This window comes from Streptomyces sp. NPDC029151 (assembly GCF_055564315.1).
The window spans coordinates 908,586-920,872 of sequence record NZ_JBVHWQ010000002.1 but is presented as its reverse complement, the minus strand read 5'-3'; the positions used below and the strand labels follow the sequence as shown (position 1 = coordinate 920,872).

The 12,287-nt window shown below is 70.8% G+C and carries 13 protein-coding genes; 6 read left to right on the top strand and 7 right to left on the bottom strand.

Annotated features, from left to right (window positions below):
* Nucleotides 1-3 precede the first annotated feature (3 nt).
* From ACZ4VF_RS11895 to ACZ4VF_RS11885, 3 genes are all read right to left on the bottom strand, one after another.
* Complete coding sequence (locus ACZ4VF_RS11895; protein ID WP_467925225.1) at nt 4-1,641, bottom strand: ABC transporter substrate-binding protein; 1,638 nt, start codon at nt 1,639-1,641, stop codon at nt 4-6.
* Nucleotides 1,642-1,815: 174 nt separating this feature from the next.
* Nucleotides 1,816-2,094: a DUF397 domain-containing protein gene (locus tag ACZ4VF_RS11890; RefSeq protein ID WP_467925223.1), complete on the bottom strand. Its 279-nt coding sequence runs from the start codon at nt 2,092-2,094 to the stop codon at nt 1,816-1,818.
* Nucleotides 2,076-2,909, bottom strand: a complete 834-nt coding sequence (locus ACZ4VF_RS11885) for a helix-turn-helix domain-containing protein (RefSeq protein WP_467925629.1) — start codon at nt 2,907-2,909, stop codon at nt 2,076-2,078. Before ACZ4VF_RS11885 ends, ACZ4VF_RS11890 begins: the two co-directional genes overlap by 19 nt.
* A gap of 115 nt (nt 2,910-3,024) precedes the next feature.
* On the opposite strand from ACZ4VF_RS11885, the gene ACZ4VF_RS11880 reads away from it, so the two are divergent.
* The 5 genes from ACZ4VF_RS11880 (at nt 3,025) to ACZ4VF_RS11860 (ending at nt 6,499) form a co-directional block, all read left to right on the top strand.
* The gene (locus tag ACZ4VF_RS11880; RefSeq protein WP_467925221.1) at nt 3,025-3,225 is read left to right on the top strand and encodes a hypothetical protein; all 201 of its coding nucleotides are present in this window, start codon (nt 3,025-3,027) and stop codon (nt 3,223-3,225) included.
* Entirely contained in the window at nt 3,222-3,437 is a 216-nt protein-coding gene (locus ACZ4VF_RS11875; protein WP_467925219.1) for a hypothetical protein, read from the top strand. The genes ACZ4VF_RS11880 and ACZ4VF_RS11875 overlap by 4 nt, the downstream gene beginning before the upstream one ends.
* Before the next feature lie 83 nt (nt 3,438-3,520).
* Nucleotides 3,521-4,267 carry a DNA repair protein RecO gene (recO, locus tag ACZ4VF_RS11870; RefSeq protein WP_225821203.1) on the top strand — a complete coding sequence of 249 codons (747 nt, stop codon included), beginning with the start codon at nt 3,521-3,523 and terminating at the stop codon, nt 4,265-4,267.
* 18 nt (nt 4,268-4,285) lie between these two features.
* On the top strand, nt 4,286-5,134 hold the full coding sequence (locus tag ACZ4VF_RS11865; protein ID WP_189294189.1) for an isoprenyl transferase: 849 nt from the start codon (nt 4,286-4,288) through the stop codon (nt 5,132-5,134).
* Between the two features lie 39 nt (nt 5,135-5,173).
* Nucleotides 5,174-6,499, top strand: coding sequence for a histidine-type phosphatase (locus ACZ4VF_RS11860; RefSeq protein ID WP_467925216.1), 1,326 nt, complete (start codon nt 5,174-5,176; stop codon nt 6,497-6,499).
* A gap of 22 nt (nt 6,500-6,521) precedes the next feature.
* Here ACZ4VF_RS11860 and ACZ4VF_RS11855 read toward each other — a convergent pair whose 3' ends face one another.
* From ACZ4VF_RS11855 to ACZ4VF_RS11840, 4 genes are all read right to left on the bottom strand, one after another.
* Nucleotides 6,522-6,941, bottom strand: a complete 420-nt coding sequence (locus ACZ4VF_RS11855) for a Fur family transcriptional regulator (protein ID WP_467925214.1) — start codon at nt 6,939-6,941, stop codon at nt 6,522-6,524.
* 61 nt (nt 6,942-7,002) lie between these two features.
* Nucleotides 7,003-7,905 carry a metal ABC transporter permease gene (locus ACZ4VF_RS11850; RefSeq protein WP_467925212.1) on the bottom strand — a complete coding sequence of 301 codons (903 nt, stop codon included), beginning with the start codon at nt 7,903-7,905 and terminating at the stop codon, nt 7,003-7,005.
* Nucleotides 7,905-8,678: a metal ABC transporter ATP-binding protein gene (locus tag ACZ4VF_RS11845; RefSeq protein WP_467925210.1), complete on the bottom strand. Its 774-nt coding sequence runs from the start codon at nt 8,676-8,678 to the stop codon at nt 7,905-7,907. Before ACZ4VF_RS11845 ends, ACZ4VF_RS11850 begins: the two co-directional genes overlap by 1 nt.
* Nucleotides 8,679-8,689: 11 nt before the next feature.
* The gene (locus ACZ4VF_RS11840) at nt 8,690-9,670 is read right to left on the bottom strand and encodes a metal ABC transporter substrate-binding protein (RefSeq protein ID WP_467925208.1); all 981 of its coding nucleotides are present in this window, start codon (nt 9,668-9,670) and stop codon (nt 8,690-8,692) included.
* Between the two features lie 160 nt (nt 9,671-9,830).
* Between ACZ4VF_RS11840 and ACZ4VF_RS11835 the strand changes: the two genes are divergently transcribed.
* The gene (locus tag ACZ4VF_RS11835; RefSeq protein ID WP_467925206.1) at nt 9,831-11,213 is read left to right on the top strand and encodes a glycine--tRNA ligase; all 1,383 of its coding nucleotides are present in this window, start codon (nt 9,831-9,833) and stop codon (nt 11,211-11,213) included.
* The last annotated feature ends 1,074 nt before the right edge of the window (nt 11,214-12,287 follow it).

Below are 12,287 nucleotides of genomic sequence, written 5' to 3'. Positions count from 1 at the left end.
CCGTCAGACCCACCTGGCCTGGAGGAGGTTGATGCCGGGGTAGGGCTGCGCCCTTATCCCGCTGAGCCGGCGTGGGTCCCAGGCGGTCATCAGCTCGTTGTGGACCACCGGGTACAGCACGGCCTGCTCGGCGACGACGTCGATGTAGTCCTGGACCATCGCCTTCTTCCGCGCGGGGTCCGGCTCCCGCGTCGCCCGGTCCATGTCCTTGAAGAGCCGCTTGGCGACGGGGTCGCCGGCCCACCGCGTGTACTGCATCCACAGGTTCCCGGGCCCGTAGTTGTAGTGCATGACCAGGTCGGCGTCGAGCCCGAACTGGTTGGGGTTGGAGGCGGCGGCGACGACCTGGTAGTCCCGCTTCTGGTCCATCTTGGTGAACACGGCGGTGGTCTCCTGCGGCACGAGGGAGGTCTCCACACCGATCGCGTCCCAGGAGGCCTTGATGGTCGGCAGGCAGTCCGCGATCCAGCTGACGTTGACGGCGAGGAGATCGACCTTGAGCCCGTCGACCCCGGCGGCCTTCAGCAGCGCCTTCGCCCTGCCGGGGTCGTGGTCGTAGACGGTCCTGGCCCGCCGGTAACCGGGATTGCCCTCGTTCAGGAACGAGGAGGCGGGCTTCCCGTGCCCCTTCAGCGCGACACGGATCATCTTCTCGGTGTCGATGGCGTAGTGCAGGGCCTGGCGGACACGGACGTCGTCGAAGGGCTTGTGCCGGGTGTTGAACATCAGGAAGAGGTTGTTCATCCCGGCCCCGCCGGCGACCTTCAGTCCGCCCTGCTCCAGCCGCGGGATGTTGGCGTAGGGAATGTTGTCGGCGATCTGCGCCCCGGCCCCGGTACCGGAGATCTTCGCGACACGGGGAGCGGCGTCCACGATCGTCAGCCAGTTCATCCTGCGGAAGGCCGCCCTGCGGGGCCCGTTGTAGCCGTCGAACGCCTCGAAGGTGGTGTTCGACTTCGGGTGGTGCGCGGTCTGCCGGTACGGCCCCGAGCCCACGGCCAGCCCTTTGATCGCGTCGTCCCAGGCACCGGGCCTGGAGAAGACGTGCTTCGGCATGATCTTGGCGAGCGTGAGCCGGGCGAGCCCGTCCGGGAAGGGGAACTTCAGGGCGAGTTCGACGGTCCGGGCGTCGACCTTCCGGACGGAGTCCAGCCAGGGGGCGAAGAACCCTTTGGCGAGCGTCTGCGTGCCGGGGTCCAGGATCCGGTCGAAGACGAACACGACGTCGTCGGCGGTGACGGGCCTGCCGTCGTGGAAGGTGGCACCGGCGCGGAGCGTGAACCGCCAGGTGGTGGCGGAGGGGTCGCGGGGCACCGCGGTGGCGAGCGCGGGGTAGGGCGTCCGGGTGATCGGATCGGTGTCCAGCAGCCCCTCGTAGATGTGGTTGTTGGCGGCCATCGCGAACGCCGACGCCGTCTGCGTGGGGTCCCAGCTGCCGTCGTTGCCGTACCCGATCACGGCGGTCAGCGTCCGGTCCTTCCCCGTCCCCCCGCCTCCCGTCTCGTTGGTGGACTCGGGGCCGGCGGAACAGGCGGCCAGGGCGGGGGCGGCACCGACGGCCGCACCGAGCGCACCGAGGCCTTTGAGCAGGGAACGGCGGTGGGGGGTGGACCTGTCGGCGGTCACGTCGTCGTCGCGCACGGGTCCTCCAGCGGGGTGGAAGGAAGGGAGATACGACGTCCTACGTCCTACGTCCGGTCGGTAGCGCGACCATAGGAGGGGCTGTGGGGGCGGTCAAGACAGCGCACACGAATGGCGTAGCCGCCGGGCGGGAACGCCGGGGCGGGGAAGCGCCGGGCGGAGCCGAAAGGCCGCCTAGAAGCGGGCGGACCCCACGGCGCCGACGAACTCCGTCCACGCAGCCGACCCGATCACCAGCACCGGGCCGCTCGTCACCTTGCTGTCCCGGACCGGTACGACCCCGGGAACTCCGTCGGCGACCTCGACGCAACTGCCGCCTTCGCCGTTGCTGTAGCTGCTCTTGCGCCACGCCGCGCCGGGGAAGTCGTAGCCGACCTCGACGCAGTCTCCGCCCTGACCGTTGCTGTAGCTGCTCTTGTGCCAGCGTGCATTGCTCAGGTCGAACTCGCGCATCGTCTGAAGTCCTCCGCCGCCGATTCGATCAGGGGCAGGGACGCCCTCGGCGACAATGCGGCGGCCCTGAGCAGATCGTAGGCGCGCTGTGCGTGCTTCACCACTGCCGGATCGTCCAGCAAGTTCCCCGAAAACTCCGTCTCTGTATAGGCGGTTGGTGGAGCGTCCGCGAACTCCATGAGCTTCAGCGATCCCGTCATGTACGCGTGTGCCCCTTCCGTGCACGGCAGCACAGTCACCAGGACCTTCCGTTCCCGAGCCAACCCCGCGATCTGCTCCAGCTGCCCCGCCATCGCCCCCGCCCCGCCCACCGGAACCCGTAGCACGTTCTCGTGCAGGATCACCCAATACTCGGGCCTCGTGGCGTCCTTGAGGATCCGTGCCCGTTCCAGCCGGGCTCCGACGATCTCCTCGACGTACTCGTCCGTGACGAACGGGTTGGCCGCGACGGTCACCGCCTCGGCGTAGGACCTCGTCTGCAAGAGGCCCGGCACCGCCGTCGGCGCGAACTCGCAGATCTTCGTGGCCACCCGCTCCAGCTCCACGACCTCCGCGAAGTACGCCGCGTACCGTCGGTCGTCGATGAGCTTTCGGCACAGGCGCTCGAAAATGCCGTCGGTTTGCAGGACGCGGTCGATCCGCTGGGCGATGTCCGGCTGGGGTTTGCGAATGGCCTGCTCGAACTGGCCGATGTAGGCGCCGGAGACGAAGACGAGGGCCCCCAGCTCCACCTGGGTGAATCCCGCGTCCTCCCGGCGGCGTTTCAGTTCGGCGCCGAAGAACTCCCAGACCGCCTGCCGTGAACCGTTGGCCATGGCCAACCCCCTTGCTCTGCCGCGCTCTTGTAGGGCGCAGACACCTTCCGAGTGTAGATGCGGAGCGTCACGCTTGATGTGCGAAGCGTGAAATCCGGAGGCGGAGGGGAGCAAGGTGAAGGTTGTCGAAGAGGCGGAGGAGGCGTTGAGGGAATTGCGGACGGCTCTCGAAGAGGTCGGGGTGATCCTGCCGTCGCTGGGGCTCGACCCGGTGAGTCTGGCGCGGGAGGTGCCCTGCCCGCTCGTGGAACTGGGGCGGTGTTCCGTGGAGGCCGCGCGCCGGCTCACGGCCGCGTTGACGGGGGCGGTGCGGTGAAGCCCGACGTCGGCAGTCATGTGATGGACACCGGTTCCGGGAAGGTCGGCATCGTGATGGGGCACGAGGGGCCGTACGTGCAGTTGAGGCCGTACGGCGGCGGGCGGGAGTGGGACGCGGAGCCGGGCGCCCTGCGCGCCGCCACCCCCGCCGAGCGGCTCAGTGCCGCCACCGCCCACGCCAATGCCCGCAGCCGTGGGGAGACCCTTTAGCGGACGCCCGGGAGGTCCGCGTCATCCCGAGGGGTTCCCCCAGCCGGGCGGGAGCCCCGTCGGCATGGGCGAGAATGGGTGCCATGAGTCTGTTCCGCGACGACGGCATCGTGCTGCGCACCCAGAAGCTGGGTGAGGCGGACCGGATCATCACGCTGCTCACGCGCGGTCACGGACGGGTGCGGGCCGTGGCGCGCGGGGTGCGGCGCACCAAGTCGAAGTTCGGGGCCCGGCTGGAGCCCTTCTCCCACGTCGACGTGCAGTTCTTCGCGCGGGGGAGCGAGCTGGTCGGGCGCGGGCTGCCGCTGTGCACCCAGAGCGAGACGATCGCTCCCTACGGTGGGGGGATCGTCACCGACTACGCGCGGTACACCGCCGGGACGGCCATGCTGGAGACGGCCGAGCGGTTCACCGATCACGAGGGCGAGCCGGCCGTGCAGCAGTACCTGCTGCTCGTGGGGGGTCTGCGGACGCTCGCCCGGGGCGAGCACGCGCCCCACCTCGTCCTCGACGCCTTCCTGCTGCGCTCCCTCGCCGTGAACGGGTACGCGCCCAGCTTCGGCGACTGCGCGAAGTGCGGGATGCCCGGCCCGAACCGGTTCTTCTCCGTGGCCTCCGGCGGGTCCGTCTGCGTCGACTGCCGGGTGCCCGGCAGCGTCGTACCGTCGCCGCAGACCCTGGTACTGCTCGGGGCGCTGCTTACGGGAGACTGGGAGACGGCGGACGCCTGCGAGGCGCGGTACGTCCGCGAGGGCAGCGGGCTGGTGTCCGCCTACCTGCACTGGCATCTGGAGCGCGGGCTGCGTTCGCTCAGGTACGTCGAGAAGTAAGAGGGAGACGAGAGGCACATGGTCGTACGCGGGATCCTGGGGCGCCAGCGGCGCGAGTACCGGGCGCCGGAGCCGCACCCGTCGGGTGCGCGCGCGCCGAAGCTCCCGGGTGAGCTGGTCCCGAACCATGTGGCGATCGTCATGGACGGCAACGGGAGGTGGGCGAAGGAGCGGGGGCTGCCGCGCACCGAGGGGCACAAGGTCGGGGCCGAGCGGGTGCTCGACGTGCTCCAGGGGTCCATCGAGGTCGGGGTGCGCAACATCTCGCTGTACGCCTTCTCCACCGAGAACTGGAAGCGGTCGCCCGACGAGGTCCGCTTCCTGATGAACTTCAACCGCGACTTCATCCGCAGGACCCGGGACCAGCTCGACGCGCTCGGGATCCGGGTGCGCTGGGTGGGCCGTATGCCCAGGCTGTGGAAGTCGGTGGCGAAGGAGCTGCAGGTCGCCCAGGAGCAGACCAAGGACAACGACCTGCTCACGCTGTACTTCTGCATGAACTACGGCGGCCGTGCGGAGATCGCCGACGCGGCGCAGCGGCTCGCGGAGGACGTGAAGGCGGGCCGGCTCGACCCGTCGAAGGTCTCCGAGAAGACGATCCAGAAGTACCTGTACTACCCGGACATGCCGGACGTCGACCTGTTCCTGCGTCCGAGCGGTGAGCAGCGCACCTCCAACTACCTGCTGTGGCAGAGCGCCTACGCGGAGATGGTCTTCCAGGACGTGCTGTGGCCCGACTTCGACCGCCGTGACCTGTGGCGGGCCTGCATGGAGTTCGCCTCCCGTGACCGCCGCTTCGGCGGGGCCGTGCCGAACGAGGAACTGCTCGCCATGGAAGCCGCCATGAAGGGTGATTCCACCTCGTAGCCACCGGGGGTTCACGCGGGCTGCCGAGCATACGGGATCATGAGACGTCTCACTCCTGTCCTCGCCCTCGGCGCCCTGCTGCTCACCGCCCTGCCCGCGCACGCGGCCGACGGGCCCGCGCACCGCGAGAGCTACGGCACCAAGGCGCCCTACGCGCCGCAGCGGAACCCGCACGGTTACCAGCGGCCCCCGGCCGGGTTCGAGCCGGTCTTCACCGAGAACGTCTCCCGGCACGGCTCCCGCGCGGCCACGGACGGCGAGGACGGTGACCTGGTCCTCGCGCTGTGGGACCAGGCCGAGGCGGAAGGACAACTGACCCGGAGGGGCGAGGAGTTCGGGCCGACGGTCCGCGCCCTGGAGGCCGCCATGGCCGGGGTCGGCCACGGCAACCTCAGCGGGCGCGGCAAGCGGGAGCTGGCGGACACGGCCGTACGCATGCAGCGGCGGCTGCCCGCCCTGTTCAAGGAGATCGCGGACGACGGGGAGAAGATCGACGTCGTCAGCTCGGGGCAGGGGCGGGCCGTGGACAGCGGCACCGTGTTCACGGACGCCCTCGCCGAGGCCGATCCGGCGCTGAGACCGCTCATCGGGCCGGCCCGCACCGACAAGGACCTGCTGTACTTCCACAAGGCGGCGGGCGGTGCCGCCTACCGTGACTACATCGCCCACGACCAGCGGCTCAAGGACACCCTGAGCCGGATCACCGGCAGGCCCCGGACACGGCAGGCCGCCCGCGGGGTACTGCGGAAGATCTTCAAGGACGCCTTCGTGGAGCGGATCGACGACCAGGCGGGTGCCGCCGAGGCCGTCTACAACCTGTACGCCATCGCCCCCGCGATGAGCGAGGAGAGCCCGGGCGGCGCGGGCTGGGGCATGGAGCGGTTCGTCTCCCGTACGGACGCGGCCTGGTTCGGGTATCTCGGAGACGCGGAGGACTTCTACGAGAAGGGACCCGGCTTCGCCGGCAGCGACATCACCTACCGGATGGCGGACGTCCTGCTGGACGACCTGTTCCGGCAGGTCGAGGCCAAGCGCGCGGGCACCAGCCGGCTCGGCGCCGAGCTGCGCTTCACCCACGCCGAGGAGATCGTCCCGCTGGCCGCGCTGATGGGTCTGCCGGGCAGCACGGAGCCGGCGACGCCGGGGGAGCCGTACACCTACGCGGACAACCCGTGGCGGGGCGCCGACGTCTCCCCGCTGGGCGCCAACATCCAGTGGGACGTCTTCCGCAAGGGCGACCGCTGGCTGGTGCGGATGCTCTACAACGAGAAGGAGACGGCGTTCAAGGCGGGCTGCCGTCCGGTCGCGAAGGGCAGTGCCTTCTACGACCTGGACGAGCTGGAGCGGTGCTTCGGGCGGGGCTGAGCCGGAGCGGGCACCCCGGCGGTCAGGCCTGGGCGCAGTCGGCGCAGTCGGCACAGGTGCCGAAGATCTCCACCGTGTGCGCGACGTTCACATAGCCGTGCTCCGCCGCGATGGCCTCGGCCCACTTCTCGACGGCCGGGCCCTCCACCTCCACCGCCTTGCCGCAGGCGCGGCAGACCAGGTGGTGGTGGTGCTCGCCGGTGGAGCAGCGCCGGTAGACGGACTCTCCCTCGGAGGTGCGCAGGACGTCGACCTCGCCGGCCTCGGCGAGGGACTGGAGGGTGCGGTAGACCGTGGTCAGGCCGACGGAGTCGCCCTTGTGCTTGAGCATGTCGTGCAGTTCCTGCGCGCTGCGGAACTCGTCGACCTCGTCCAGGGCCGCCGCCACGGCTGCACGCTGTCGGGTCGCGCGGCCCCTCACAGGCGGTCCAGCGGTCGTCACCCTTGCCTCCTCAACGTCTCGCGTCTGCCCGGGCCATTGTGCCAGCCCGGACTGTCGGCGGTCAGACGCCGACCTCGTCGCCGGCCCCCCGCGCGGCCGGAATGGAGCACTCCGCCGGGTCGCCGGCGGGCTGGGCCGCGGCGGCGGCGCGGGCGCGTCGCCGGGCCAGCGGGCCGGCCAGCGCGGTCAGCACGATGAACGCGGCGATGGTGAGCAGGACGATCGTGGCGCCGGGCGGAACGTACTGGTAGTACGACGTGACCGTGCCGCCGACGGCCACGACCACCCCGATCGCCACCGCGATCACGAAGGTGACGGTGAAGCTGCGGCTGAGCTGCTGCGCGGCCGCCACGGGGACGACCATCAGCGCGGACACCAGCAGCAGGCCGACGACGCGCATGGCGACCGTGACGGTCACGGCCGCGGTGACGGCCGTCAGCAGGTTCAGCGCGCGCACCGGCAGGCCCGTGACCCGCGCGAACTCCTCGTCCTGGCTGACGGCGAACAGCTGGCGGCGCAGGCCCAGCGTGACCAGCAGCACGAAGGCGGCGAGCACGCAGATCGCGGTCACGTCGGACTCGGACACCGTCGACAGGGAGCCGAACAGGTACGACATCAGGTTGGCGTTGGAGCCGCCCGGCGCGAGGTTGATCAGCATCACACCGCCGGCCATACCGCCGTAGAACAGCATGGCCAGGGCGATGTCGCCGCGCGTCCTGCCGTACCAGCGGATCAGCTCCATCAGGATCGCGCCGAGGACGGAGACGGCCGTCGCCATCCACACGGGGGAGGTGGACAGCAGGAAGCCGAGGCCGACGCCGGTCATGGCGACGTGTCCGATGCCGTCGCCCATCAGGGCCTGGCGGCGCTGGACCAGGTAGATGCCGACCGCGGGCGCGGTGATGCCGACCAGGACGGCGGCCAGCAGCGCCCGCTGCATGAAGGCGTAGTTCAGGAAGTCCATCAGCTCAGCAGTCCCGTGCGGATCGGTTCGGCGCCCGCGGGTGCGTGCGGGTGTACGTGGTCGTGGCCGGGCAGCGCGTGCTGGCCGACCGCGCGCGGCGGCGGGCCGTCGTGCAGCACGCAGCCGTCGCGCAGGACGACCGCCCGGTCGATCAGGGGCTCCAGCGGGCCCAGTTCGTGCAGCACGAGCAGGACCGTCGCACCGGCCTCCACCTGCTGCTCCAGCGTCCGCGCCAGGATCTCCTGGCTGGCCAGGTCGACGCCCGCCATCGGCTCGTCCATGATCAGCAGTTCGGGTTCGGAGACCAGCGCGCGGGCGATCAGCACCCGCTGGTGCTGGCCGCCGGAGAGGGCGTTCACGGAGTCCTTGGCGCGGTCCGCCATGCCCACCAGTTCCAGGGCCCGGCGCACGGCCTCCCGGTCGCCGCGGCGGAAGAGGCCGAAGCGGGTGCGCGACAGGCGCCCGGAGGAGACGATCTCGGTGACCGTCGCCGGGACGCCGCCCGCGGCCGTCGTGCGCTGCGGCACGTAGCCCACGCGCGCCCAGTCCCGGAAGGAGCGGCGGGGGGTGCCGAACAGCTCGATCTCGCCGCCGCTGACCGGGACCTGGCCGATGATCGCGCGGATCGCCGTGGACTTGCCGGAGCCGTTCGCGCCGAGCAGCGCGACGACCTCGCCGCGGCCGACGGTGAGGTCGATCCCGCGCAGCACGGGACGCGCGCCGAGTTCGGCGGTCACCCCGCGCAGGGCTATGACGGGCTCGGTGGCTGTCATCTCTTCTCCCCTCACCGGGCGCCCAGTGCCTGCTGGAGCGCCTTGAGGTTGGCGTCCTGGACGGCGAGGTAGTCCTTGCCGCGGGACGCGTCGGTGATGCCCTCGATCGGGTCGAGGACGTCGGTCTTCAGGCCCGCGTCCTTCGCGATGGTCTTCGCGGTCCTGTCGCTGACGAGCGTCTCGTAGAAGACGGTGGAGACGCCGTCGGCCTCGGCCGTCCTCTCCAGGTCCCTGATCCGGGCGGCGCTCGGCTCGGACTCGGGGTCGAGGCCGTTGACGGCCTCCTCGGTGAGGCCGTAGCGCTCGGCGAGGTAGCCGAAGGCGGCGTGCGTGGTGAGGAAGACCTTGCTCTTCGTGTGCGCGAGGCCGTCCTCGAACCGGGTGTTCAGCGCGTCCAGTTGCCTCACCAGGGCCGCGGTGTTCTTCCGGTAGTCGGCCGCGTGCCGGGGATCGGCCTTCTCGAAGGCCTTGCCGACGCCCTCGGCGACCTGGGCGTAGCGCACCGGGTCGAGCCAGATGTGCGGGTCCTTGCCGGCGGACTCCCCGTCCTCGTGGCCGTCGTGCGCGGCCGCGTGGCCGCCGACCTCGGTGCCGTGGTCCTCCAGCGTGGTCAGGGAGGCCGCGTCGATCTTCGTCCCGACCGGGGACTGGGCCACCGCGTCGTCGACGGACGGCTGGAGGTTCCTCAGGTACAGGACCGCGTCGGACTCCTGGAGCGCCGCGATCTGCCGGGGGCTGATCTCCAGGTCGTGCGGCTCCTGTCCGGGCGAGGTGAGGGTGGTGACGTGGACGTGGTCCCCGCCGATCCGTTCGGCGAGGAACTGCATCGGATAGAACGACGCGACGACGTCGAACTTGCTCGTGTTGGCCGCGACCGCCGCGTCGCCCGAGCAGCCGGAGAGCGTGCCGACGCCGAGGGCGGTGGCCACGGCGACCGCGGCGGCGGGTATGAGGCGGTGCGCGCCGGACCGGACGCGTCGTCGTACGTTCATGACAGTCATTTTCAACAAACATGGAAACCGTTGTCAACAACGCTCATCAGATGGTCTGGGCAGGGGCCGATTTGGTCGTGGGGGAGCCTGCGCCGGTAACCTGAATCATTCGCTGGAAGCATCTCGCTTCAACGCCCGTCGTCGTAATGAAGAGAGCACCGTGGCCGCCGACAAGATCGACACCATCGTCAGCCTGAGCAAGCGCCGTGGCTTCGTTTTCCCTTGCAGTGAGATCTACGGCGGACAGCGTGCCGCCTGGGACTACGGACCGCTGGGTGTCGAGCTCAAGGAGAACATCAAGCGCCAGTGGTGGCGCTACATGGTGACGTCCCGCGAGGACGTCGTCGGTATCGACTCGTCCGTCATCCTGGCCTCCGAGGTCTGGGTGGCCTCCGGTCACGTCGCCACCTTCACGGACCCGCTGACCGAGTGCACCTCCTGTCACAAGCGGTTCCGCGCGGACCACCTGGAAGAGGCGTACGAGGAGAAGAAGGGCCACGCCCCGGCGAACGGCCTCGCGGACGTCAACTGCCCGAACTGCGGCAACAAGGGCCAGTTCACCGAGCCCAAGCAGTTCTCCGGCCTGCTGTCGACGCACCTCGGCCCGACCCAGGACTCCGGCTCGGTCGCCTACCTGCGCCCCGAGACCGCCCAGGGCATCTTCACCAACTTCGCCCAGGTGCAGACCACCTCGCGCCGCAAGCCGCCGTTCGGCATCGCCCAGATGGGCAAGTCGTTCCGCAACGAGATCACGCCGGGCAACTTCATCTTCCGCACCCGCGAGTTCGAGCAGATGGAGATGGAGTTCTTCGTCAAGCCGGGCGAGGACGAGCAGTGGCAGGAATACTGGATGGAGCAGCGCTGGAACTGGTACACGGGCCTGGGTCTCCGTGAGGAGAACATGCGCTGGTACGAGCACCCGAAGGAGAAGCTCTCCCACTACTCCAAGCGCACCGCCGACATCGAGTACCGCTTCCAGTTCGGCGGCAGCGAGTGGGGCGAGCTGGAGGGTGTCGCCAACCGCACCGACTACGACCTCGGCGCGCACTCCAAGGCCTCCGGCCAGGACCTCTCCTACTTCGACCAGGAGGCCGGCGAGCGCTGGACGCCGTACGTCATCGAGCCGGCGGCGGGCGTGGGCCGCACCATGCTGGCCTTCCTCCTCGACGCCTACGTCGAGGACGAGGCGCCCAACGCCAAGGGCAAGATGGAGAAGCGCACGGTGCTCCGCCTGGACCACCGCCTGGCCCCGGTGAAGGTCGCCGTCCTCCCGCTGTCCCGCAACCCGGAGCTGTCCCCGAAGGCCAAGGGTCTCGCCCAGGCGCTGCGGCAGAACTGGAACATCGAGTTCGACGACGCCGGCGCCATCGGCCGCCGCTACCGCCGCCAGGACGAGATCGGTACGCCGTACTGCGTGACCGTCGACTTCGACACCCTCGAGGACAACGCCGTCACGGTTCGTGAGCGCGACACCATGAAGCAGGAGCGCGTGTCCCTCGACCAGATCGAGGGCTACCTGGCCCAGCGCCTGCTCGGCTGCTGACGCCGCCCGGCGATCTCCCGCCCACCCACCGTCCGGCACGCTCGGCCGGTGGGTGGGCGCTTTGCCGCCCGCGGACGGCCACCGTGCACCGGCCGCCCGCTCAGGAGCGCTTCAGCCGACCCCGGGAGACGGCCTGCGCCGACCCCGGCCGCCCGGCACATGGGCACCCGCGCGAGGCCGGCGGGAGTGGTGGCGCGAGGGGCCCGTGGGAGAGGGTCTGTGCCGCTGGTTCGGTGCCGGGCGCATCGGGTGCTTGTGTGAGGCCGGGAGTCCGGTCGGCGGGAGGGGTGGCGCGAGGGGCCCGTGGGGGAGGGTCTGTGCCGCTGGTTCGGCGCCGGGCATATCGGGTGCTCGTGTGAGGCCGGGAGTCCGGTCGGTGGGAGTGGTGGCGCGAGGGGCGCGTGGGGGAGGGTCTGTGCCGCTGGTTCGGTGCTGGGCACGTCGGGTGCTTGTGTGAGGCTGGGAGTCCGGTCGGTGGGAGTGGTGGCGTGAGGGGCGTGTGGGGGAGGGTCTGTGCCGCTGGTTCGGTGCCGGGCGTATCGGGTGCTTGTGTGAGGCTGGGAGTCCGGTCGGTGGGAGTGGTGGCGCGAGGGGCCCGTGGGGGAGGGTCTGTGCCGCTGGTTCGGTGCCGGGCGCGTCGGGTGCTTGTGTGAGGCTGGGAGTCCGGCTGGCGGGAGTGGTGGCGCGAGGGGCCCGTGGGGGAGGGTCTGTGCCGCTGGTTCGGTGCCGGGCACGTCGGGGGCCCGTGTGAGGCCGGGAGTCCGGCCGGCGGGAGTGGTGGCGCGAGGGGCCCGTGGGGGAGGGTCTGTGCCGCTGGTTCGGTGCCGGGCACGTCGGGTGCCCGTGTGAGGCCGGGAGTCCGGCCGGCGGGAGTGGTGGCGCGAGCGGTCCGACGGCCGGAACCAAGCGACGGAGGCGGCGCGCCGCATCCACCCGGCCGCGCACCCGCTGCCCCCGCGCGGAGGCGGCGGCACTACGGCCGCCGGTCTTCGTACCGCTCGTTGCCGTCCTCCCTGGCCCGGGCCGCCGGGGGCGCGCACCGCCCGCCGTACGCCGCGCCGGCCCGCGCGCACG